The organism is Paraburkholderia phymatum, from assembly GCF_040965635.1.
Lineage (GTDB): Bacteria > Pseudomonadota > Gammaproteobacteria > Burkholderiales > Burkholderiaceae > Paraburkholderia > Paraburkholderia phymatum_B.
On the sequence record NZ_JBFRCH010000007.1, the window covers coordinates 217,739 to 241,334 of the forward strand.

The following is a 23,596-nucleotide window of genomic DNA, read 5'->3' on the forward strand; positions in this document are numbered from 1 at the left end:
TATCGTGGCGATCCCGCTCTCGTATATCGCTCGCAATCTGTGGACGCGCCGTCTGACCACGGCGCTCACCGCGAGCGGACTCGCGCTCGTCGTGTTCGTGTTCGCGACCGTGCTGATGCTCGACGCGGGCCTCAAGAAGACACTCGTTTCGACGGGCGGAGAGGACAACGTCGTGGTGATCCGCAAGGGCGCGGAAACGGAAGTGCAGAGCGCGATCGACCGCGCTCAGGCCAACGTGATCGAAATGCACCCTGCCGTTGCGATGGGCGGCGATGGCAGGCGCATGGCGTCGAAAGAATCCGTCGTGCTGATCTCGCTGCTGAAGCTCAGCACGGGGAAACCGTCGAACGTCGTGATACGCGGCGTGTCGCCCGCCGGCATGAGCTTGCGGCCGCAGGTGAAGCTCGCGTCGGGACGCATGTTCAGTCCGGGCTCTTCGGAGATCATCGTCGGCAGCAGCGTCGCGAAGGGCTTCAGCGGCACGCAGCCGGGCGAGCATTTGCACTTCGCGCAGCGCGACTGGACCGTGGTCGGCACGTTCGACGCGGGCGGCAGCGGCTTCGATTCGGAAATCTGGGGCGACGTCGATCAGTTGATGCAGTCGTTTCGCCGCACCAGTTATTCGTCGATGGTGGTGCGCCTCGCGCAGTCCGACCAGTTCGATGGCTTCAAACGGGATCTCGACGTCGATCCGCGCCTCGCCGACGAAGCGAAGCGCGAGCAGACGTTCTACAGCGACCAGTCGAAGGCGCTCTCGACGTTCATCAACATACTAGGCTTCACACTGTCGACGATCTTTTCGATTGCCGCGATGATCGGCGCGATGATCACGATGTATGCGTCCGTCGCGAATCGCGTGGCGGAGATCGGCACGTTGCGCGCACTCGGCTTCAGGCGCTCGAACGTGCTCGCCGCGTTTCTCGTCGAAGCGATGTTGCTCGGATTCGTAGGCGGCGTTGCGGGCCTGGGCTGCGCGGCCTTCATGCAGTTCGCGTCGTTTTCGACCACCAACTTTCAGACCTTCGCGGACCTGTCGTTCCGCTTCATCCTGACGCCGGCCATCGTCGTGAAGACGCTCGCGTTTTCGATGACGATGGGACTCGTCGGCGGATTCCTGCCCGCGATGCGTGCCGCGCGCATGAGCATCGTCGATGCGTTGCGTACGCGTTGAGCACACGTTGCATACACGTTGAGCGCGTTCCGTTCCGCCGACGAGGGGAGCGTCACTTCTTCCTGTTCGCCTGCTGTTCGATATCGGCCCGCAAGCGGTCTTCCTGTTCGCGCAGCTCAGGCGTGAATTCGTCGCCGAAATCTTCGGCCTCGAACACCTGGCGGATTTCGATTTCCGATTCGCCTTCCATCGGGTTCGGGCAGCGACGGACCCATTCGACGGCTTCTTCCATCGACTTCACCTGCCACAACCAGAACCCCGCGATCAGTTCCTTCGTCTCCGCGAACGGCCCGTCGATCACAGTGCGCTGCGGGCCTGAGAAACGCACGCGCTTGCCGCGCGAGCTGGGATGCAGGCCTTCGCCCGCGAGCATCACACCCGCCTTGACGAGCTGTTCGTTGAAGTTGCCCATGGCGGCCAGCAGTTCGGTATCCGGCATCTTGCCGGCTTCCGAATCGCTCGTGGCCTTTACGATCACCATCACTTTCATCGTTGCTTCTCCTCGAATGGGTTGTCGAAACCGCGCGATCAGGCGGCTTTCATCGTTACGACGATCGACGATAGCTGAAATCGACAGCGTGCGGGCGTTTTGGGCGAATCGAAATGGTGGCTTGCGATCGTCGAGCGCGTTCAGTTCGCTCGCTTCGTTCGATGTGCTTTGTCCGCTGATTCCCGCTTCGGCTTCGATGTGCACGTTAGCGTTCTGCATCAGATAGTGGGAATGCAAGTGCGCCGCGCATCGTGCACAAACGTTCAAGACTGCGCGCGGTCCCGCGCACTACGCTGTGTCCCGTACGGATGATCCGGGTATTCAGCCGCGAGGGCGACATGTCGGCTTCAATCACGCATCAAGTGCATCCTTCAATTCGCGAAGCCGTTTTTCCGGCCGATACGGCGGCTCTTGTCGCGATCATTCGCGAGTATGTGCAATGGCTCGACATGGACCTGTCGTATCGCGGCTTCGAACATGAAATGCAGACGTTCGAGCAGACATACACGTTGCCGTCGGGCCTGTTCTTCGTCGCGGAAGCAGACGGCGACATAGCGGGCTGCGTGGGACTTTTGCGTCATTCAAATGAAGTTGCCGAAGTGAAACGGCTTTATGTGCGTCCCGCATATCGTGGTCTTTCGCTTGGGGCGAAACTCATCGCATCGGTGATCGGCAAGGCAAGCACGCTGGGATACGCGAAGCTCGTGCTCGATTCCGTTCCTCAAACGGCCTTCGCGCAGCGTTTGTACGAACGCGTGGGCTTTACCGAAACGGCCGCCTATTATGCGAATCCCGTCGCAGGGACGCGCTTTCTCGAACTCGTCCTCTAAAGGGGAAGAAGGACGTGCCCGATCGCTCGTGATCTCACGCTGAGAGAAGAGCGCGTTGCACCCACGACGCAATTGACATCCGATGCAAGTGCTTCGATGCAAGTGCTTGGCTCGCGAAGCGTGCAATTGTCAAATGCAGCATCGGTCGATGCTAACGCGCATCGCTCTTTTCGTATGAAGTATCAACCTCGGGCCAGAGTTGCCGTTATACATCGGCAGAGTGACCGGAACTGGCCTGAGCTAATAATGCTTTCCTCCCTAACGGAACGGACGTCCGACGCCGGATTGCAATACCGGTTTCACCGACGTTCACTGGAACATCAGCGACCCCTTGCGACCATGACGATGGCGTTTACAGTCATCGTATTCATGGCGTTTGCGTTCGCGCGCTGCTTCGTGGCGGGGCCGGCCGTGCCGCTCATCTGGCGGCTCGCGTGCGCCGCGTGCCTTGCGCTGCTGGTCGCCGCGATTGCCCGCGCGAAGAGCACATCGCAATTCGGCGCGCTCGGCGTCGCGTATATGCTCGTGCTGCTCGCGGGGCTCGCGTTGAATGTCGATGGGCTCGACGTGCCGTTGGTGTGGGCGCTGCCCGCAATGGTCGCGATTCCCGTCTGCGCGGCGCCGCTGTGGCTTACGCCTGCGCATTTTTTCGTCGGCAGCGCGCTCTTTTGCGCAACGGGCGTACCGCTGCTGATGAGCCTGCCGCGCGCGCAAGGCGATGCGAATGTCGCGTGGTGGATGTGGCTCGCGATCACGCTGCCGACGGCCGCCGTGTTCCATTTCGGCTTCTACCGCTTCAGGCGCAATCATTTTCTGCTGGAAGACCGCCTCGCGCGCCTTGCCGCAACCGATCCGTTGACGGGACTGCACAACCGCCGCGCGTTTCTCGACCAGGCTGCGTTGCGTCTGTCGAAGCTGAATGGCGAGGCGAGTATCAGCGCCGTCTTTCTCGACATCGATCACTTCAAGTCGCTGAACGACCGCTTCGGTCATGCAGTCGGCGATCAGGCGCTATCGAACGTCGCGCGCGTGTTGAAGGAGATGACGACGCCCGCCGACATCGTAGGCCGTATTGGCGGAGAAGAATTCGTGCTGCTGCACGACGCGGCCTTGCGTCCCGCCGCGCAACTCGCCGAAACGTTGCGCATCGCAATCGGCCGCATTGCGCGTCCCGATGGCCTCTTGAGCGCGAGCTTCGGCGTTGCGCAATACCGATGCGGCGAGAGCGTGATGGCGCTGCTCGATCGCGCCGACGAGGCCTTGCTGCGAGCGAAGCATACGGGGCGCAACTGCGTGTGCATCGAACGCGCGGCGCCCGTCGATCCCGTGCGACTCACATGGGCGCATGATCGCGCGGACGGGGCTTCGTCGGAGCCGCTTCGCCAGCTGTGGGACGACTTCTGGCTGACCTCGCACTTCCAGCCGCTCTACAGCCTCTCGCATCAGAAGCAGGTCGGCTTCGAGGCGTTGTTGCGCGGCGAGCGCGAGGACGGCTCGCACGTGCCGCCCGCCGTGCTGTTCTCGCCGAGGCCATTCAGCGATCAGGGCGATCTCGACCGCACGAGCCATGCGTTGCATATCGGCAATGCGCGCCGCCTGATCCCTGATGACGCATGGGTCTTTCTCAACATTCTGCCAGCGACTTTCGTCGCCGACGGCTATGCCGACCAGCTTGCGCGACTCGTGGCCTCGGCGGGGCTCGCGCCGGATCGCGTGGTGCTCGAACTACTGGAGTCGCACGGCGGCAGTGTCGACGACATGTCGCGCGCGGCAGGCCAATATCGCGAGCACGGTTTTCTGATCGCCGTCGACGATTTCGGCGCGGGCCACTCGAACCTCGACCGTCTGCTGCGCATCCGGCCCGACCTCGTGAAGCTCGACGGCGAGTTGATACGCGCAACGAGCCCGGGCGTCGAGCAGCCGATCTTGCCCAAGCTCGTCTCGCTGCTGCATCAGGCGGGCATGCTGGTCGTGGTGGAAGGCGTCGAGACGACGGAGCAGCTGATACTCGCCGTCGAATCGAACGTCGATTTCGCGCAAGGCTTTCTGCTGGGCCGGCCGTCGCCATCCGTCACGCCGCCCGATGCCGTGCACCGGCGCATCGATCATGCATTCGATGTGATCGCGCAAGGGCGCGCGAATCAGCATGCGCTGTTCGAATCGGAAGTGCGGCCGTACCGGCAGGCGCTCGATGCGGGCGTCGACGCATGGCTCAAAGGCGTGCCGCTCGACGACGCGTTCTGCGATCTCGCGCAACTGGAGCTATGCGTCAGCTGCTTCGTGCTCGACGAGACGGGGCGGCAGATCGGACACGAAGTGATGGGCAAGGCGTCAGCCGTCGAAGGCGGCTCGCTGCATCCCGTCGCGAATCCGCGCGATGCGCGCTGGGACCATCGGCCGTATTTCCGCAATGCCGTGCTGCGTCCGGGTGTGCCTGTCACGAGCAGCCCGTATCTGTCGCTGGCGAGCGGCAGGCCGTGCATCGCGGTGACGGTCGCGTTGCAGTCGCATGAGGGGCGCTGCGTGGTCGGTGCGGAACTGGACTGGTCGCTGCGGCGTCTGCCGTGGCCGACGGCCGAGCACTGGTGATGCGTCGCGCGCGCTGACGCTTAAGCGTCGATGCGTTGAAGCGTTAGCGCAATTGCGCGAGCAGCGCGCGTGCCTGTTCGTTGATATCGGCGTCCGTGGGCCGAAGCGCGAAGCGCATCGACCCGGGCAACTGTGCAAAATGCTTGCCCGTGCTGCGCGCGTAGGCGGGATCGTAGTGCAGGTCGATCAGCTGCTCGAAGAGTTCGACGCGTTTGTCTTCGTCGATCATTTTCTGCCATTCGCCGATTCGCGCGCGACCGTGCAACTCGAGCAGCTTCGCGAGTTGCGCCTTGAAGAACTCGCGATTGTCGAACAGGTGCGCATAGTCTTGCAGCAGCAGACGGATGCGTTCGCCGCGCTCCGTTTCCACCCGGATGCACGTGCCGCGATGAATCTGCTCCGTCAACGAGACGGGCAGCGAGATGGAACCGATGCGCCGGCTTTCCGCTTCGACGAATACGGGCCGATCGTGGTCGAGTGCGCGCAACGCGGAGACGAGCGCGGTGTCGAAGGCCTTCTGCGAAGGCTGCGCCTCGTTCGGCAGCATGCCCAGAATCGAACCGCGATGCGACGCGAGCCCTTCGAGATCGAGCGTTTGCGCATCGGTTTCGGCAAGCGCGTTCAGGAGACGCGTCTTGCCGCTGCCCGTGTGGCCTGCAAGTACGACGTAGCGGAATCGCCCCGGCAACGCGTCGAGCGACTCGACGACGGCGCGCCGGTAGCTCTTGTAGCCGCCATCCAGTTGCCGCGCGCGCCAGCCGATCAGGTTGAGCCAGGTCGTCATCGACCCCGAGCGCTTGCCGCCCCGCCAGCAGTAGACGAGCGGCCGCCAGTTGCGCGGACGGTCCGCGAAGGTTGTTTCGAGGTGCGCGGCGATGTTGCGCGAGACCATGGCCGCGCCTTGCCGGGTCGCCTCGAACGGCGACACCTGCTTGTACATCGTACCGACGATGACGCGTTCCTCATTGGACAGAACGGGCGCATTGATTGCGCCGGGAATGTGGTCTTCGGCGAATTCGAGCGGCGTGCGGACATCGACGATTTCGTCGAACTCCGAGATCTGGTCGAGCGGGGCGAGAAGCGATTTCAAGGGTTGGAGCACACGGGCCGTCGCGGTGCGACGTAATGGGTAATTATCGCATGTCGGCGTTTTGCCCCGCTTTTGCCGGCTTTTTCTGTGTTCGGGCAGCGACAGACCGTCGCGCGCAAATGCCTCACGTTATGATGTAAACTGACAGCAAGCGATGAAAGCTGATGTGCATCGCCGGAATTGCCGTTTCATGCACGGTCAACGCACCCTTGGGGAGGGCCAACATGTCGATTTCGTCGGTATTGAACTGGTGTTTCGGGAACCCGAGTCATCACGTCGGGCCGGAGAATGACCGCGCCAGGGGCGACGGTGAATCGAACCAGGGAGAAGACCGGGCGCGGGGGCAACAGGACGAACGGCGAGCGATGCTCGGCGAGCTGCAACGGCAAGCCTATTTCCAGCAGCTGCTGCGGCTCACGTGCGCGGACGTGATGCGCAAGCCGCCCGTCACCGTCACCGTCGACGATACGATCGGCGCAGCGTTGAAGCTGCTCGATTCGCACCATATCAAGCTGCTGCCCGTCGTCGATGCGGAGGGCTGTCTGAAAGGCGTGGTCACGCATGTCGACTTGCAGCCGCTCGATGCAGTTCTGCCTTTCCTCAAGCTCGCATCCGATACGACCGTGCCCGAGAGCGAGCGGCGCGCGCGGCCCGTGGCCACGGTGATGTCGCGCAAGATCCGCTGCGTTGCGGAGACGACGCCGCTCACCGACGTCATTGCGCTCTTTACGCAAAAAGAGGGGCATCATCATTTGCCCGTCGTGGGCGAGGGCGGCCTTGTGGTCGGCGTGCTGACGCAGGCCGACATCATGAAGATCATGTGCGGGCAATAAGCGGGCGCTGAGCAATCGCATCGCCAGGCTAGTCGGCCGGCGCGCTCACGCGCTCAGCCGGCACATCGACTCGCTGCGCGCGGCCAGTTGCGCCACGCCTTCTCCAATCGCCCCGCCGACCAGAATCACGGCCGGGCTCGCAATATTTTCCGAGGCGGCACGCGCCGCAATCTCGCCCAGCGTCGCACGCACGCGCTTTTCGCGCGACGTGCCGGCCCATTGCACGACAGCGGCGGGCGTGTCGATTGGTAGTGTCTTGCCGAGCGCTTCGCTGATGCCGTCGATACGGCTCGCGCCCATGTAGATCGCGAGCGTCATGCCCGTGGCCGCGAGCGTCGCCCAGTCGGGCTCGCTGCCGTCGCGCAGATGCGCGGTCACGAAGATCACGCCCTGGCAATGGTCGCGATGCGTGAGCGACACGCCGAGCCCCGCTGCCGCCGCAAAGCCGGATGAAATCCCGTTGACGATCTCGACGTCGATTCCCGCGCTGCGCAGATCGGCGATCTCTTCGCCCGCGCGGCCGAACAGCAGTGCATCGCCGCCCTTGATCCGCACGACGTGCCGGCCTTGCAGCGCATAGCGGCGCATCAGGCGCTGGATGAACGCTTGCGGCGTCGACTTGCAGCCGCCGCGCTTGCCGACCTTGATCACGCGCGCATGAGCCGCCTTCAGCGTCGTGATTTCGTCGTCGACGAGATCGTCGATCAGCATCACGTCGGCGGCCGCGATCGCGTTCGCTGCCCTGAAGGTGAGCAGGTCGAGATCGCCGGGTCCCGCACTGACCAATGTCACTTTGCCCGTGTTCATCCGTTTCTCCATCGCGTGTCTTCGCCAATCGATGCCGCCAATGCAAAACGGCGTCCCGCTCGTGCTTGCACGAAGCGGACGCCGCTGTCCTGTCGCTTTCTTACCTGTTCCCGCCACTGGCTCTATGCCCGAACCGGATGCCGGCGCCTTTGCCAGCGAGGAGCGTTACCGCAAGAACGGGGCCAGTCGCGGAAACGTGTGCGCCTTCCATGCCTTTGAGGCGCAGCCGACTTCGTTGCGCGCGGATGAATCGACTGCGCGATGCAATGCGTCTGACGATTGCAACGCGATCGGCAGCGCACTCGCGCAGTGCTGCGGTGCACCACCAATGTGCTTGCGAGCATCACGATGATTCGCCGATCACGGCCGCTTTCGAAGCAACGTGATCGCCACGGCGCCTGCGCGCGCGGCCATCCAGCGAACCTCGCGCATGGCATATGACTTGCGATACCGAACTGCCGCGGCGTCAACGACGAGTCGCGGCGCAGCAAATCTTCGTGGCTTTCGTAGCACTTTGCAGCATCGAATTGGACAACGGCGTCCCCTCGGTCTGGTCTTCGAACCGGACTGGCGGGACGCCGTTGCCGTTTGGCTGTTGCCGTTTATTCTCGCGCCTTCTTCGCGCCGCACGCGCACGAACGCGTCATGACAAGCACCTGGAGACGACATGAAGCAGCGCCTGTCGACGTTGATCGACTTCTTCACCCCCGATCGCGTGCCCGTGGCTGCCCTCGCCAGCGAAGAAGAGGATAGCCGCCAGCGACATGGTGCGAGCATGCGCCCCGAACGGCTCAGGGAGCGGCGGCGCGGACCGCGCGCGCGGGTGCAACGCGGCGATGCTCACAGAACGGTTCGCGCAACGGGCTGCGTGCGAAGAACGGCTACGACGCTGGACGTTGCATGATTGTTTGCTACTGTTGATTGATCCGCGCCGCGTGCGTTTTGCAGAGCCACGAGAGAGGACCATCATCATGCAGACGTTCGAATGTGTATTGCCCGCTGCCGCCGCGCTCGGCGAATGTCCACGCTGGGATGAGCGCCGCGCGAAACTGTGGTGGGTCGATATCCAGGCGCCGGCGCTGCATGGTTTCGATCCGAAGACCGGGCAGGACGTGGCGATTCCGATGCCCGAGAACATCGCGTGCTTTTCGCTGACGGTAGACGACGGTTTCATCGCCGGCATGCGCACGGGCATCTTTCTGCTGGACGCGAACGGGCAGGTGGTGCGCAAGCTCTGCGCGAACCCGGAGAATCCCGCAACGAGCCGCTTCAACGATGGCCGCTGCGATGCGCATGGCCGGTTCTGGCTCGGCACGCTAGACGAACCGAAGGCGGGCAATGCCGCATCGTTGTACCGCTACGCAAACGGCGAGCTGACGAAGATCGACGCGGGCCTGCTGACGTCGAACGGCATGGCGTTCAGTCCCGACTACCGTTGGTGTTATCACTCGGATACGCCGCGCTTCACGATCTACCGGCACCCGTACGATGTCGACAGCGGCGAGGTCGGGCCGCGCGAAGACTGGGTGAAGTTCGAGCCGACGCCGACGGATCGCGGGCGTCCCGATGGCGCGTCGGTGGACAGCGAAGGCTGCTACTGGTCGGCGCTGTACGAAGGCGGACGTGTGGTGCGCATTTCGCCGGAAGGCAAGGTCGTCGGCGAATATCCGCTGCCCGCGCGCTGCCCGACGATGTGCGCGTTCGGCGGCGACGATCTGCGCACGCTCTATGTGACCACCGCGCGCCAGGGGCGTCCCGCCGACGAAATCGAACAGTATCCGCAATCGGGCGGAGTCTTTGCGATGCGCGTGTCCGTGCCGGGGCTGATCGAAAAGCGCAGCGCGTTGCGCGTGACGGATTGAATGGGCGAAACGCGCACGCATCGAATCCGGCGCCGCGTTTCACCATGCTTTTCGTGTAGCGTCCGTCGCGGACGGACCGGTCGCGTGCGAGGTTGCCGTTATCATATGCGGCTGATAAAGAATGCGACCCCAAACGACCAGCATGTCCAGCACTCCACGCAGCACCAGACGCGCCATAGAAACACGCAACGCGCTCGCGGGACCGCCGCGCATGTCGGATGTCGCGGCGCTCGCGGGGGTATCGAAGATGACGGTCTCGCGCGTGCTCGCCGGCCGTGGCGTGGCGCCCGCCACGCGCGAGCGCGTGCAGCGGGCCATCGACGAGCTCGGCTACGTCGCGGATGCGGCAGCGGGTGCGTTGTCCTCGGGCCGTTCCGCGTTCGCTGCGGTGCTCGTGCCGTCGCTTGCCAGCTCCAACTTCTCCGACACCGTGCGCGGGCTCACGGCCGCGCTCGAGCCGCAAGGGCTGCAACTGCTGATCGGCGATACGGACTATGACCTCGAACGCGAAGAGCGGCTCGTGCGCTCGATGCTGCGCCATCAGCCGCGCTGCATCGCGCTGACGGGCGCGCAGCACACGAGCGGGACGCGCGAACTGTTGTTGCGCTCGGGTGTCCCCGTCGTCGAGATGTGGGATTTGCCTACCTCGCCGATCGATTCGGCCGTGGGCTTTTCCAACGCGAAGGCCGCGCGCGAGATGGTTCGCTATCTGGTCGAGCGCGGCTATCGGCGTATCGGCTTTGTCGGCGGCGCGAGCGAGCTCGACCGGCGCGGCCTCGAGCGTCTGAAAGGCTATCTGCAGGAAGTGAAGGCGCATGGCCTGGGCGAGCCGCGCGTCGTGCGTCTCGGCGAGTCGCCGATCACGATGAGCCACGGTGCGCCCGCGCTCGATGCGCTGTTGCGTCAATGGCCCGATACGGACGCCGTGATGTGCGTGAGCGACATGTCCGCGTTCGGCGCGATCATGCAATGCCACCGGCGCGGCTTGTCGGTGCCGGGCGATATCGCCGTCGCGGGCTTCGGCAATTTCGAAGTGGCCGCGTGCTGCACGCCCACCATCACGACGATTTCCGTCGACGCGTACGGCATCGGCACGCGCACAGGCGAAACGCTGCTGGCCGCGCTCGCGGCACAGGACGGCGTGGCAGGATCGACGCGCGCTTCGGCGCGCAAGAGCGTGAAGATCGACTTCAGCGTGATCGCGCGCGAGAGCGCGTAGCGCGCTTTTCATCGGACCATCGGCGTGCGCGCTGGATGCGAATCTCGCCGCGCGTGGGCTACCCGGCCCGGGCGCACTTGTAGTTGGCGCGATAGTTGGCACAATAGTCAGTACATGCCAGATTGCGTGAAGGCGAATGGAGAAAACGTTTGCGAATCACGTTCGATGGGGTCGCAAGCTTCGCTATGCTGAGGATGGTAAAGCTAACCGCATTGCCTTCATTCTTTCCCTGAATAAATGTATGCGCAAAGGCCTAAAGGTCTTCGATTCGGTGTCGATATACAGGCAAGAATAAAAGGCGCGTCGAGCGCCTGTGTAGTCGAACTGCACGCCAGGTACTTCGGTGCCTGGCGTTTTTTCTTGGCAGAACGCCTGCTAGAACCATAGCCTGCTTGCCGCATCCCGTTCATCGAATACGCTTAGAATGCGAATTGATAGTACGTTCGATCCGTCGAGACGAACCGTGACAAGAACAACACGCACCGATAGCGTCATCATGAACGGAGAGGATGTTGTGCATTTTCTGAATCGCACGGTTGCCAGGGCAAATGGAGTCGGGCTTAGGCTGTGCATTGCGGCGGCGCTGTGCATGAGCGCCGCCGCTTATGGGGCGACGAGTGCATCGGCGAATGCTGCCTCCAAAGCCGCCGGATCGGAAGCGTCGAACACCACGGCCATGCAGGAGCACGTCACCGCCGACGATCCCGTGAAAGTGCGCGATGCACTCGCTGGCCAGATGCCCGCTGCCGCGACGCAATCGCTTAGCGACCGGATTCGCAATCTCGCGCGTCAGCCGTTCGATCGCATCTTTCACGGCCATGCGGCGACCACGGAGAACGGGCAGCGCACGTTCCTGTTCATGATTCCCGCGCCGCACGGCATTCTGTACCGCTCGGCGACGCATCGGCTGAGCGTGAACGTGCCGCTTGCCAGCGACGAGCATCCTGAAGCGATCCAGCTCTATCTGAACATCGTCGGCCCGAGGGGGCGCGGGCTCGTGATCGCGCCCGACGCGAAGGCCAAGGGCTACATCCAGAACATCGACCTGATCCAGCTTAAGACGGAAGGCGCGGTGAAGACCGTCGCGCGCGGCCGCCTAATGCTCTCGCAAGAGGCGTTCGAAAACGCCGGCGACAACTTTGCGATCGTGCTCGTCTGCACGCTGGAGCCGCCGTATCTGACGGAGACGCGCGAGCACAGCGATCCAACCGATGAAGAGCCCACCGACATCACGCGTCGAACCTCCACGCTTCACGCAAGCGTTCAGGCCGTCTGGCTCGTGAACCAGAAGGATGGTTCCGTGCTGGGAAAAGGGCTGAGCCTCGCGAAGTAGCACGACGACAAGCGCTTCGTGTACCCTTCTGCGACGGTTTATTTCCGATGCGGTAAGGTATGTCGCTTCTCACAGCAGCGGCAGTCCCTCGCAACATTTCACATCGGAGAATAAGCTATGAAGGCAAAGTGGGCAGCGGTCCTGATCGCGGCGTCGACGGTCGGCGTGTTTTCGGGTCAAGCCAGCGCGCAGGTGGCGGGCGCACAGACCATCGGCGTGAGCGTCGAGCAGGAATCGATCATCATCAACGGCTGGAGCGCGAAGAAGAGCCTGCTGGGCAAGCCGATCTACAACGAGCAGGGCCAGAAGGTCGGCGTGCTGCACGACATCATCATTTCGCCGGACAATGCCGCCTCGTTTGCAGTCGTCGCTGCGCATCAGTTCCTTGGCGTGTCACAGCACGATGTCGCGATTCCGATGTCCCAACTCGACTATACGGGTGGCAAGCTGGTGTGGGCGGGCGCTACGAAAGACGCGGTGAAGGCGATCCCCGCATTCCAGTATTCGAAAGTGCGCGCGACGCCGATGGCTCGCAAGGAATATGGCGAGCATCATTGATGCGCTGGTTGCCTCACATGCACTCGTGGCGCACGCGTTGAGGTGAAGGTGCAATAAAAAACGCGCGACAGCCCCAAGGCTGTCGCGCGTTTTGTTTTCGCGTGCTGCGCGTCACGGCGACGTGCAGCTTCGAGCCGTTAGCCGCGCTCGAGGAACGGGCGCAGCTTGTCCGCGCGGCTCGGGTGATTGAGCTTCCGGATCGCCTTGCCTTCGATCTGGCGGATACGCTCGCGCGTCACGTCGAACTGGCGGCCCACTTCTTCGAGCGTCAGTTCCGATGCGGTGTCGATGCCGTAGCGCATGCGCAGCACCTTCGCTTCGCGCGGCGTGAGCGCGTCGAGCGCTTCGTCGATCGCGCGGCGCATGTTCGCGTGCACGGCGGCATCGGCGGGCGACGTCGCGGACGTGTCTTCGATCATGTCGCCGAGCGTCGTGTCGGCATCTTCGCCGACGGGCGAATCGAGCGACGCCGGATTCTTCGCGATTTTCAGGATGCTGCGGATCTTCGCCTCGGGCATGTCCATGCGCTCGGCGAGCACGGACGGATGCGGCTCCTGGCCCGTCTGCTGGACGATCTCGCGCTGAATGCGGTTCAGCTTGTTGATCGACTCGATCATGTGGACAGGCACGCGGATGGTGCGAGCCTGGTCCGCGATCGCGCGCGTGATGGCCTGGCGCACCCACCACGTCGCGTATGTCGAGAACTTCCAGCCGCGGCGGTATTCGAACTTGTCCACGGCCTTCATCAGGCCGATGTTGCCTTCCTGAATCAGATCGAGGAAGTGCATGCCGCGATTGACGTACTTCTTCGCGATCGAAATGACGAGACGCAGGTTCGCTTCGATCATCTCGCGCTTGGCCTGGCGCATCTTCGATTCCGCCGAGTTCAGCTGCTTGTTGATCTGCTTGAGCTGCTGCAGCGGCAGCGCGATCGCGGTCTCGATATCGACGAGCTTCTGCTGCTCGGATTGAATCGCGGGCAGGTGACGCTCGAGGGCGGGACCATATGCCTTCGACTTCGCGGCCGTGCGCGTCGTCCATTCGAGATCGGTCTCGTTGCCCGGGAACGATTCGACGAACGCTTCGCGCGGCATGTCGCAACGATCGACGGCGATCGACAGGATGTTGCGTTCGATCGCGCGGACCAGCGCGACCTGAGCCTGCACGTCCGCGCACAGGCGGTCGATGGTCTTCGCGGTGAAGCGGATCGGCGTGAGTTCCTGCTGGATCGACTCGCGCAGGTTCGCGATGGCCGTTGCGCGGCGCTTGTCCGTGACGGGCATGTCGGGCACGCTCGCGAACAGCGCGCGCACGCGCTCGAAAATCGCGAGGCTGTCCGCCGTCAGTTGTTCGAGGCGCGCGGCGTTGGCCTTTTCGCCGCCGTCGTCGGAGAGATCGCCGTCTTCGTCATCCGAATCTTCGTCCGATGCGCTCGCTTCCAGTTCTTCTTCCGCGGCGGCGTCGGCTGCTTCGTCGTCCATTTCGGCGGCTTCGCTGGCGTTGCTGATGCCGTCGACCAGTTCGTCGATGCGGATTTCACCCGCGACGACGCGATCCACGTCCGCGAGAATCGTCGAGATGATGGACGGGCACATTGCGATGGCTTGCACCATGTCCTGCAGGCCGCCTTCGATGCGCTTGGCGATTTCGATTTCGCCGGCGCGCGTGAGCAGCTCGCTCGCGCCCATTTCGCGCATGTACATGCGGACGGGGTCGGTCGTGCGGCCGAATTCGGAGTCGACGGTGGACAGCGCGACTTCCGCTTCTTCATCGGCCTGATCGTCCGTTGCGGCAGCCGACGGGCCGTCGTTCAACAGCAGCGTTTCCGCGTCGGGCGGCGTTTCATACACGGAGACGCCCATTTCGCCGAACGTGCTGACGATGGTTTCCATCGCGGCCGTTTCGGTGAAATTGTCGGGGAGGTGATCGTTGATGTCGGCGTGCGTCAAATAGCCGCGCTCGCGGCCTAGCGCGATCAGCGCGCGCATCTGACGTTGACGTTCTTCAGCGAGGGATTCCATCAGACCAGCGTCTTGCAGCAGGACGGCGGGTTGGGCCTTCGCCTTTGCGGCGCGCTTCGGCGCCTTCGATGCGGTGGTTTCGAACTGGGAGTTGTCCCGGTCAAGCTTTGCCAATACGTTCTCCTCGGCAGGCTGTTTCGCTTCCCCGCGCGCACGCGCGCGGCAGGCAGCGTGACCTGTCGGATCGTGAGGGAGGGCGGGGTGTTGCACGAATCGATTGACGCGGAACGACGCGCTTGGGGCCCGCCGAAGCGCACTGAAATGCCGGTGCGTTCGCTGGACCTTCCGCGCAGTGCCTTCCATTTAGGACGCAATTCGACGCGTGCGAAAAAAGTGAATCTGTAAGTATAGCAGAAAAGTGGTGCGGTGCACCACTTTATGTAGCATGAAATGCGCCGCGCTGGTGCGAACGGGTGTCATTGCCTTCTGGAAAGGTCCGCCGCGACGACGCCCGCGAGCGCGGCGACCACCACGCAGCCGAGCGTCAGCAGCGTCTTGGCGACGGCCACCGACACGTGCTCCGGTCCGATCACGGCAAACGCGCCGACCAGCAGGCCGATCGCCGACAGCGCGAACATCGTCCACGGCGTGCCGCCATGCGCGACCTTGTCTTCGCGCGCGGCGGAGGCGGCGTCCTGCGCGTTGTCCTGCTCCGGAATGATGGAAGGCGTGGGCACGGCGTGTGTTTTCGACGAAGAAGAGATGGAGGTTATCTTATGCGACGCATCGTTCATTTCGACTACGTGTTGCTTTCGGATCGTTGACTGACACGCGTATGCCGTTGCGGGCGGCCGCGCAAGATCCATCATGTTATGAGATGTTCCTGCCGGCGTCAGCCGGGGGGCGCGGTTGCGTGCAGAAGTACAACGCCTGTCAGGCGTGAATGGTTTACACGCGGGAGCGGGGCGCCGATATCGAACGACGCCCCGCATTCAGCCGATGATATTGACCCCGCCGTCGACGAACACCGTGTTGCCCGTCACGCGCCGCGCGTACGGTGTCGCGAGGAACGCGCACGTGTAGCCGACGTCCATGATGTCGACGAGTTCGCCGATGGGCGCGCGCTCGGCCGCTTCGTTGAGCAGCAGATCGAAGTCCTTGAGCCCGGACGCGGCGCGTGTCTTCAGCGGCCCGGGCGAAATCGGATGCACGCGGATGTGCTTTGGCCCGAGTTCGTGCGCGAGGTAGCGGCACGACGCTTCAAGCGCGGCTTTCACGGGGCCCATCAGATCGTAGTTCGGCACGACGCGCGTCGCGCCCAGATAGCTCATCGCGAACATCGAGCCGCCTTCGTCCATCAGCGGCGCGGCGAGGCGCGCCATGCGGATGAACGAATGGCACGAGATGTCCATCGCCACCGAAAAGCCTTCCGGGGAGCTGTTCAGCAAGCCGCCTTGCAGATCGGCTTTCGGTGCGAACGCGATCGAATGCACGGCGACGTCGAGCCGTCCCCATTCGTTTCGGACGGCGTCGAATACGGCTTCGAGCTCGCCGGGCTTCGACACGTCGAGCGGCAGCAGCATCGACGCGCCGAGTTCCTGCGCGAGCGGCTCGACATAGGCTTTCGCCTTGTCGTTCAGATACGTGATGGCCAGCTCCGCGCCCAGTTCGCGAAACGCGCGCGCGCAGCCATACGCGATGGAGTGCTCGTTGGCGATCCCGATGATCAGCACCTTGCGCTGTGCGAGCGGCTGACCCGTTGGCTTGTCCATGCTTAACCCTCCAGCCGGCTGAGCGCGTGCCGGGCGATCATCAGTTCTTCGTTGGTGGGAATGACCCAGACGTCGACGGCGCTCTTCGCGTCGCTGATGAGCGGACCGTGACGTGCGTTGGCCTCTTCGTCGAGCGACACGCCGAGCCACGCCGCCAGCTCGCACACGCGCTTGCGCACGGCGTCCGCGTATTCGCCGATGCCTGCCGTGAACACGATCGCATCGAGTCCGCCGAGCGCGGCCGCGAGCGAGCCGAGTTCGCGCGAGATGCGGTAGCAGAACAGCTCGACGGCTTCGGCGGCTCTCGGGTCGTTGCTCGCGAGCAGCTCGCGCATGTCGCTGGAGATGCCGGATACGCCGAGCAGGCCCGAGCGCTTGTACAGCAGCGATTCGATTGCGCGCGCATCCATGTTCGCCTCTTCGAGCATCCACAGCACGACGCCGGGATCGAGGCTGCCCGAGCGCGTGCCCATCACCAGCCCTTCGACGGCCGTGAAGCCCATCGTGCTCGCGATGCTCTTGCAGCGATCGAAGGCCGTCATGCTCGCGCCGTTGCCGAGATGCAGCACGACCGTCTTGCCTTGCGCCGCGCGTTCGTCGCAATCCGGCAGCACGCTCGCGATGTATTCGTACGACAGCCCATGAAAGCCGTAGCGCCTCACGCCCCGGCTCGTGATGTCGGGCGGCAGCGCGAAGCGCGTCGCGACGGCGGGCTGCGTGTGATGAAACGCGGTATCGAAGCATGCGATCTGCGGCACGTTTGCGTTGCGCGCCATGATCGAGCGGATAGCCGCGAGATTGTGAGGCTGATGCAGCGGCGCGAGCGGCACGAGCGCTTCGAGTTCTTCCATCACGTGCGCGTCGATGCGCACGGGCTCCGAATAGCGGTCGCCGCCATGCACGACGCGATGGCCGACTGCGCGTAACGTTGCACGGCCCTCGCCGTGGGTGCGCAGCCAGTCGAGCAGAAACGCGATCGCGTTGTCATGCCCGAGCTGCTCGCCCTCCCGCCAGCTCTTGTCTTCGAGTACTTCGCCGCTTTGCCGCTTCGCGATGAAATGCGGATTCGAATAGATCTCTTCGATCTTGCCGCCCGCAATGGGATCGAGCTGCGCGCCGTTCACGCCGAACGCATGAAACTTGATGCTCGACGAACCCGCGTTGATGACGAGGATGACGTCCATGCCGGTTCCTCAAACGTTCTCAGACGATCGCGGCCGAGGGCTGCTCGCGCCGCGCGAGCGCGACCATCGACGCGACCGCGCACGAAGCGAGCCGCGTGATCACCGAGTCGGCGCGGCTCGTCAAGATGATGGGCACCTTTGCGCCGAGCACGATGCCGGCTGCGTCCGCGCCCGCGAGAAACGTGAGGCTCTTCGCGAGCATGTTGCCCGCTTCGAGATCGGGGACGACGAGCACGTTCGCATGGCCCGCGACGGGCGACACGATGCCCTTGATCTTCGCGGCCTCTTCACTGATCGCGTTGTCGAGCGCGAGCGGACCGTCGAGAATGCCGCCCGTGATCTGTCCGCGATCGGCCATCTTGCAGAGCGCGGCGGCTTCGAGCGTCGACGGCACTTTCGAGTTGACCGTTTCCATCGCCGACAGGATCGCCACGCGCGCCTGGGGAAAACGCAGCGCATGGGCAAGTTCGATTGCGTTCTGCACGATGTCGCGCTTTTCGTCGAGCGTCGGCGAGATGTTGACGGCGGCGTCCGTGATGATGAGGGGATCATCGCGGCCCGGCACGTCCATGATGAAGCAGTGGCTCACGCGCCGTTCGGTGCGCAGGCCCGTCGCGCGCGCGACGACGGCGCCCATCAGCTCGTCCGTGTGCAGCGAGCCTTTCATCAGCGCCTGTGCCCTGCCTTCGTGCACGAGGCGCACTGCGCATTCCGCGGCCGCGTGGCTGTGCGGCGCGTCGACGATAGGCAGGTCGCCGAGATCGAGTTCGCCTTCCTTCGCGGCCGCCTCGATCTTCGCGCGCGGTCCGACGAGAATCGGCGCGATCAGCTTGAGGCGCGCGGCTTCGACGACGGCCGACAACGAATCGCGATCGCAAGGATGCGCGACGGCCGTCGGCGTCGGCGGAAGGCTCGCAGCAACGGCGACGAGACGCTCGTATTTGTCGCGCTTGTGTTCCCGCTGGGGTTCCATCGTGTGTGCCCTCGTATGTGCCATCGTGTGAAAAGCGACCCCGCATCGCCGATGCGCGCGGCGGGCTGTGGCCGCCCGCTCGCGCTGAGTCGATGCGTCCTTTACTCGACCTGCTGGCCCGCTTCCGCGCGCCGCGCTGTTTTCTTCTTCGACGCCGATTCGAAAATCGTCAGCACGCGGGCGAGATCGGCGCGCTCGTTGTCGTCGAGCGGCAGCGTCGTGCTGATCTTGTCGATATCGCGCGCGGCGTTGCGGATGCGCGTGGCGGGCGCGTCGGCCAGCAAGCCGGGCAGGGCTTCGATCGCGGCCTCGGTGTCGAGGCGCAGCAATGCGGCCTGCTCGCGCACGACGTGCTTGAACGCCAGGATGCCCTGATCCGACAGCGTGCTGAGCATTTCGCGCGCGAGGTTGAAGCGGCGCTCATCCGCTTCGCCGTGCGTGCGCTTGACATAGAGCAGCGCGCGCACGCTCGCTTCGAGAAGGCCGCCTTCCGTCATGTCGTTGCGCAGACGCGCGTGCTCGGCGACGATCGATGCTTCGCGCTCTTCCGTGTCGCCGGGTTCCGTCAACGCCGCCGATTTCTCGCCGTCCGTTCGCGGCGGAAGACCCGCGAACGCCTGCAGCCAGGGCGCGCTGTACACCGCTTCGAACATCTGCTCGACGGCGGCGTCGCGCATGTCGCGATAGTAGTCGAGCGACGCTTCGATCGCGTTCGACATGAACGTCTGCATCTGCAGGAACGGATTGTCGGCGTCGATGGGCGCGCGCGCTTCCTTCACGCTTTGCGCAGCCTGCGCAACGGACGAGGCAAGCGGATTGCGATCGGACCATAGCTCATAGGTCACGCGCAGCGGATGCAGCTTGCTCGCGAAATCGGCCATCCACGGCGTCACGCCCGCGTGAAGCCACGGCTGCATGGTGCTGCGGTACAGCCCGAGATTGAAGCGCGACAGATACGCGGCCGTTGCGAAGCGCCGGTCGCTTTCCGGATCGGGCTGCACGATCTCGCGCACGTCGGCGATCGTGCGCGGCGAAATCGACAGTACGTTGTCGCCGATCACGAGGTCCGTATGCTCGGTCGCGTCCGTCTTCGCACCGATGTGCGCTTCATAGAGGCCGGGCGGCAGCAGGTCGATCAGATCGATATTGCTGACGAACTCGCGATGCTCCTTGCGTCCCGTGCTGCTCGACACGAAGATGCCCAGGTGGCCGATGCTGTCGTGCGTCGCGTAGACGATGGTCTGATCGTGGCCGAGCAGATCGGCGTCGTCGCGATAGAGATCGGTGATCCAGCCGAGCGCCTGCGGCGGCGGCGTGATGTTGTCGCCATACGAGCAGAACACGACGATGGGCGAGCGGATATTGCGCAGATCGAGCCGCACGCCGTCCGCTGTCACGATCTCGCCCTTGACGAGCCGGTTGCCGACGAACAGGTTGTCGACGATGTACTGCATTTCGCCCGCATTCAGGAACACGTGGCCGCCCCAGTACTTTTCGAAGCCCAGATAGCGCGGCCCTTCTGTGTCGATGTTCGCGTAGAGGTTGTACTGCTTCGTCCACAGCGTATTCGCGGGATTCAGGTTCTCGAAGTTCTCGACGAGCCATGCGCCGTCGAAGCGGCCGTCGCCGATATCGCCCGTCAGCGCCGTGAGCCACGAACCGCCCAGCATGCCGCCGGAATAGCGCATCGGATTCTTGCCGCGCCAGCCGGCCCAATACGACACAGGCGCGCCCGCGACGACAATCGGGCCGAACAGTTCGGGGCGCATCGCGGCCGTCATCAGCACTTGCCAGCCTGCCTGGCAATTGCCGATCACGGCGGGCTTGCCGGGACTGTCGGAGTGCAGCTCGATCACTTTTTCGAGGAACGCCGCTTCTGCGTGCATCACGTCTTCGACCGTTTGTCCCGGCACGGGGTCGGGCAAAAAGCCGATGAAATAGCACGGATGCCCTGCGCGCAACGCGGCGCCGATTTCGCTTTCGCGCTTGAAGCCGCCAATGCCCGGGCCGTGTCCCGCGCGCGGGTCGACGACGACGAACGGACGCAGACGGCCGGGATCGTGTCCGTTCGCGAGATCGCGGTCGGGCGTCAGGTCAGCGGGCGGCACGATGCGAACGAGGCCGTAATTGACGGGGCGCGGCAACTGCCGCCCGTCGACGATCAGTTCCCTGTCGAAGTCGAGCACGTTGGGCACGCGTTCCTGCAAGTGCGACTGATATTGATTGCCGCGCTCGCGCATCACATCGGCAAACAGCACGCTGCGCTGCCACGCGTCGATCGCATAGGCGGATGCTTGCGTCAGCAGATTGCCTGGCACCGACGCGAAGGGCAGCGGCGGAATGGAAAAGCTGGACGAAACGGATGTCGGGAGAGACTGATTCATGGTCGCTTCGAACTCCCTCAAAGAGTCGGTGCCACGGTCCCATGCGATGCGCACCAGCACGCATCGCGTGTACATCGAACTCGTACACCAGGCGTGCATCGTTGCACTGGGTCACGCGCCTGAAACCAGGGCGCGACTTCAACACGCCTCAGCGAGGCGCGGCTTCGATCAAGATCAGCGATAAAGATGGCAGTTGCATGACGCGAGTATGAATGCGGCCATCGGACGCGCGATACGCGCGCGCAGAGGCTTGTTGCGATGCGTCATCAAAGCAGTTTAGGTCGGGATGTTTTTTCTGGCAAACAAAAAGCGATGCCTGCCCGCGGGAGCGAAATAAAAGAATGGGAAGAGTGGACGACATGCGCCGTCCACTTGTTTGCGCTGAGGTCAGCGCGATCGAAGCATCAATGGCTTGCGTCGCGAATCATGTTGCGCGCGATTACGAGTTGCTGGATCTGCGACGTGCCTTCGTAAATGCGGAAGAGGCGCACGTCGCGATAGAAGCGCTCGACGGCATAGTCGGACACATAGCCCGCGCCGCCATGGATCTGCACCGCGCGATCCGCGACACGTCCGCACATCTCCGATGCAAAGAGCTTGCAGCACGATGCTTCCGTCGATACATCCTCCTTGTTGTCGCGGCGGCGCGCAGCATCGAGCACCATCGAGCGCGCGGCGTAGATGTCCGCGCGGCTGTCGGCGAGCATCGCCTGCACGAGCTGGAATTCGGCGATCGGCTGGCCGAACTGCTTGCGCTCCAGCGCGTAGCGCAGCGCATCGGCGAGCATGCGTTCGGCCGCGCCGACGCAGATCGCCGAGATGTGCAGGCGTCCTTTGTCGAGCACTTTCATCGCTGTCCTGAAGCCGACGCCTTCCTTGCCGCCGATGATGTTCGCAGCAGGCACACGGCAGTTCTCGAAGATCACGTCGCAGGTATGCGCGCCTTTCTGGCCCATCTTCCTGTCGATCTTGCCAAGCGACAGACCCGGCGTGCCCTTCTCGACGATGAACGCCGAGATGCCGCTCGCGCCCTTGATGTCCGGGTTCGTGCGCGCCATCACCGTGTAGATGCCCGCTTCCGGCGCGTTGGTAATGAAGCGCTTGGTGCCATTGATCACGTAATGATCGCCGTCACGCAAGGCCGTCGTGCGCAGCGATGCGGCGTCGGAACCCGAATTCGGCTCGGTCAACGCGAACGATGCGATCAGTTCGCCCGATGCGAGCTTCGGCAGATAGTGGCGCTTCTGTTCGTCCGTGCCGTCGATGATGAGCCCTTGTGAGCCGATGCCGTTGTTCGTGCCGATCAGCGAGCGGAATGCGGGCGATGTCTTCGCGATCTCGAATGCGGCGAGCACTTCTTCTTCCATCGTCAGGCCGAGGCCGCCGTATTCCTCGGGAATCGACAGACCGAAGAGGCCGAGTTCGCGCATCTCGCTGACGATGGCAGAGGGAATCTCATCCGTTTCGGCGACTTCGTTTTCGGCGGGCACGAGACGCTCGCGCACGAAGCGCAACAGCGAATCGAGAAGAATGGACAGTGTTTCCTGATCGCGGATCATCGTTCGTATTACCTGTGTGCAATGTGATCTTGCAATTGTGCCTGCACCCTTGAAGGTTCGTCATACGACGGGCTCGTTGCCGATGCGCGAGTTTCTGCTTCCCAGTTCGGCTTCACGTTAGCTGCCGTTGCCCGTAACGCGGTTGCGATGCCGCTCTTTTCGCGTAGGATGGCGCCAGCGCATTTTCCGGGGACACGCGTGGGCTATCTGTTGGTACTGGCCGTCGGCCTGGCGGCGGGGACGTTGAGCGGCGTGATCGGCACCGGCTCGTCGATGTTGCTGATGCCTGTGCTCGTGATGATGTTCGGCCCCCAGCAGGCCGTGCCCATCATGGCGATTGCGGCGATCATGGGCAACATCGGCAAGGTGCTCGCGTGGTGGCGCGAAATCGACTGGCGCGCTTGCGGCGCGTATTGCGCGACGGCCGTGCCGGGCGCGGCGCTCGGCGTACGCACGCTGCTCGCGCTGCCGCCGCATGCCGTCGAGATCGCGCTCGGCGTGTTCTTCGTCGCGATGGTGCCGGTGCGCCGCTGGCTTACGCGCCGCTCGATCGGTCTCAAGCTATGGCATCTGGCGATCATCGGCGCACCCATCGGCTTTCTGACGGGCATCGTCGTATCGACGGGCCCGATCACGGTGCCCGTGTTCATGGGCTATGGTCTCGTGAAGGGCGCGTTCCTCGCGACGGAAGCGGCCGGCTCGGTCGGCGTGTATGTGGCCAAGGTGATGACGTTCGGCCGCTTCGGCGCGCTGCCCGTTCACGTCGTGCTGGACGGGCTGATCGTTGGGTCCGCGCTGATGGCGGGCGCGTTCTGCGCGCGCCGCATCGTCGTGCGAATGAGTCCCGGCACGTTCAGGCTGGTCGTGGACGGGCTGATGCTGTCGTCGGGACTGTCACTGTTGTGGGCGGCGGGACGCTGATCTGCTCGTCCTGCCTGCTGGAACCATGCCGCCGTGCATGTTCTCATTGAACCGGATGCA

Annotated in this window: 21 protein-coding genes; 10 read left to right on the forward strand and 11 right to left on the reverse strand. The window is 63.8% G+C overall.

Annotated elements, in window-relative coordinates; all coding sequences use genetic code 11:
* Nucleotides 1–4 precede the first annotated feature (4 nt).
* Entirely contained in the window at nt 5–1,171 is a 1,167-nt protein-coding gene (locus tag AB4Y32_RS16570; RefSeq protein ID WP_368722367.1) for an ABC transporter permease, read from the forward strand.
* Between the two features lie 52 nt (nt 1,172–1,223).
* Here AB4Y32_RS16570 and AB4Y32_RS16575 read toward each other — a convergent pair whose 3' ends face one another.
* Nucleotides 1,224–1,661, reverse strand: coding sequence for a YciI family protein (locus tag AB4Y32_RS16575; RefSeq protein ID WP_368722431.1), 438 nt, complete (start codon nt 1,659–1,661; stop codon nt 1,224–1,226).
* A 338-nt stretch (nt 1,662–1,999) separates the two neighbouring features.
* Between AB4Y32_RS16575 and AB4Y32_RS16580 the strand changes: the two genes are divergently transcribed.
* Both AB4Y32_RS16580 and AB4Y32_RS16585 read left to right on the forward strand, forming a co-directional pair.
* Complete coding sequence (locus AB4Y32_RS16580; RefSeq protein ID WP_368722368.1) at nt 2,000–2,491, forward strand: GNAT family N-acetyltransferase; 492 nt, start codon at nt 2,000–2,002, stop codon at nt 2,489–2,491.
* A gap of 246 nt (nt 2,492–2,737) precedes the next feature.
* Nucleotides 2,738–5,080, forward strand: coding sequence for an EAL domain-containing protein (locus AB4Y32_RS16585; protein ID WP_368722369.1), 2,343 nt, complete (start codon nt 2,738–2,740; stop codon nt 5,078–5,080).
* A gap of 43 nt (nt 5,081–5,123) precedes the next feature.
* Here AB4Y32_RS16585 and mnmH read toward each other — a convergent pair whose 3' ends face one another.
* Nucleotides 5,124–6,170: a tRNA 2-selenouridine(34) synthase MnmH gene (mnmH, locus tag AB4Y32_RS16590; RefSeq protein ID WP_368722370.1), complete on the reverse strand. Its 1,047-nt coding sequence runs from the start codon at nt 6,168–6,170 to the stop codon at nt 5,124–5,126.
* A 224-nt stretch (nt 6,171–6,394) separates the two neighbouring features.
* Here mnmH and AB4Y32_RS16595 point away from each other — a divergent pair, with 224 nt between their 5' ends.
* Complete coding sequence (locus AB4Y32_RS16595) at nt 6,395–7,003, forward strand: HPP family protein (RefSeq protein WP_368722371.1); 609 nt, start codon at nt 6,395–6,397, stop codon at nt 7,001–7,003.
* Nucleotides 7,004–7,048: 45 nt separating this feature from the next.
* Here the strand turns inward: AB4Y32_RS16595 and cobA are convergent, their stop codons facing one another.
* A complete protein-coding gene (gene cobA, locus AB4Y32_RS16600) occupies nt 7,049–7,810 on the reverse strand; it encodes a uroporphyrinogen-III C-methyltransferase (protein WP_368722372.1) in 762 nt (253 codons plus the stop codon).
* Between the two features lie 667 nt (nt 7,811–8,477).
* On the opposite strand from cobA, the gene AB4Y32_RS16605 reads away from it, so the two are divergent.
* From AB4Y32_RS16605 to AB4Y32_RS16625, 5 genes are all read left to right on the forward strand, one after another.
* On the forward strand, nt 8,478–8,714 hold the full coding sequence (locus tag AB4Y32_RS16605; protein ID WP_368722373.1) for a hypothetical protein: 237 nt from the start codon (nt 8,478–8,480) through the stop codon (nt 8,712–8,714).
* A 67-nt stretch (nt 8,715–8,781) separates the two neighbouring features.
* A complete protein-coding gene (locus tag AB4Y32_RS16610) occupies nt 8,782–9,672 on the forward strand; it encodes an SMP-30/gluconolactonase/LRE family protein (protein WP_368722374.1) in 891 nt (296 codons plus the stop codon).
* A gap of 211 nt (nt 9,673–9,883) precedes the next feature.
* Complete coding sequence (locus AB4Y32_RS16615; protein ID WP_368722432.1) at nt 9,884–10,891, forward strand: LacI family DNA-binding transcriptional regulator; 1,008 nt, start codon at nt 9,884–9,886, stop codon at nt 10,889–10,891.
* A 589-nt stretch (nt 10,892–11,480) separates the two neighbouring features.
* Nucleotides 11,481–12,224: a hypothetical protein gene (locus tag AB4Y32_RS16620; RefSeq protein ID WP_368722375.1), complete on the forward strand. Its 744-nt coding sequence runs from the start codon at nt 11,481–11,483 to the stop codon at nt 12,222–12,224.
* A gap of 117 nt (nt 12,225–12,341) precedes the next feature.
* Nucleotides 12,342–12,782 carry a PRC-barrel domain-containing protein gene (locus AB4Y32_RS16625; protein WP_368722376.1) on the forward strand — a complete coding sequence of 147 codons (441 nt, stop codon included), beginning with the start codon at nt 12,342–12,344 and terminating at the stop codon, nt 12,780–12,782.
* 137 nt (nt 12,783–12,919) lie between these two features.
* On the opposite strand, the gene rpoD is transcribed toward AB4Y32_RS16625, so the two are convergent.
* From rpoD to AB4Y32_RS16665, 8 genes are all read right to left on the reverse strand, one after another.
* Entirely contained in the window at nt 12,920–14,917 is a 1,998-nt protein-coding gene (gene rpoD, locus AB4Y32_RS16630; protein WP_368722377.1) for an RNA polymerase sigma factor RpoD, read from the reverse strand.
* 302 nt (nt 14,918–15,219) lie between these two features.
* Nucleotides 15,220–15,480, reverse strand: coding sequence for a hypothetical protein (locus AB4Y32_RS16635; RefSeq protein ID WP_368722378.1), 261 nt, complete (start codon nt 15,478–15,480; stop codon nt 15,220–15,222).
* Between the two features lie 255 nt (nt 15,481–15,735).
* Entirely contained in the window at nt 15,736–16,515 is a 780-nt protein-coding gene (gene fabI / locus AB4Y32_RS16640; RefSeq protein ID WP_368722379.1) for an enoyl-ACP reductase FabI, read from the reverse strand.
* Nucleotides 16,516–16,517: 2 nt separating this feature from the next.
* Nucleotides 16,518–17,699, reverse strand: coding sequence for an acetate/propionate family kinase (locus tag AB4Y32_RS16645; protein WP_368722380.1), 1,182 nt, complete (start codon nt 17,697–17,699; stop codon nt 16,518–16,520).
* 19 nt (nt 17,700–17,718) lie between these two features.
* Nucleotides 17,719–18,672: a phosphate acetyltransferase gene (locus AB4Y32_RS16650; RefSeq protein ID WP_439899800.1), complete on the reverse strand. Its 954-nt coding sequence runs from the start codon at nt 18,670–18,672 to the stop codon at nt 17,719–17,721.
* 101 nt (nt 18,673–18,773) lie between these two features.
* Entirely contained in the window at nt 18,774–21,056 is a 2,283-nt protein-coding gene (locus AB4Y32_RS16655) for a DUF3141 domain-containing protein (protein WP_368722382.1), read from the reverse strand.
* A gap of 148 nt (nt 21,057–21,204) precedes the next feature.
* Nucleotides 21,205–21,417, reverse strand: coding sequence for a hypothetical protein (locus AB4Y32_RS16660; protein WP_368722383.1), 213 nt, complete (start codon nt 21,415–21,417; stop codon nt 21,205–21,207).
* 43 nt (nt 21,418–21,460) lie between these two features.
* A complete protein-coding gene (locus AB4Y32_RS16665; protein ID WP_368722384.1) occupies nt 21,461–22,615 on the reverse strand; it encodes an acyl-CoA dehydrogenase family protein in 1,155 nt (384 codons plus the stop codon).
* A 198-nt stretch (nt 22,616–22,813) separates the two neighbouring features.
* Here AB4Y32_RS16665 and AB4Y32_RS16670 point away from each other — a divergent pair, with 198 nt between their 5' ends.
* Nucleotides 22,814–23,536 (forward strand): sulfite exporter TauE/SafE family protein, encoded by a 723-nt coding sequence (locus tag AB4Y32_RS16670; RefSeq protein ID WP_368722385.1) that lies wholly within the window; start codon nt 22,814–22,816, stop codon nt 23,534–23,536.
* Nucleotides 23,537–23,596 lie beyond the last annotated feature (60 nt).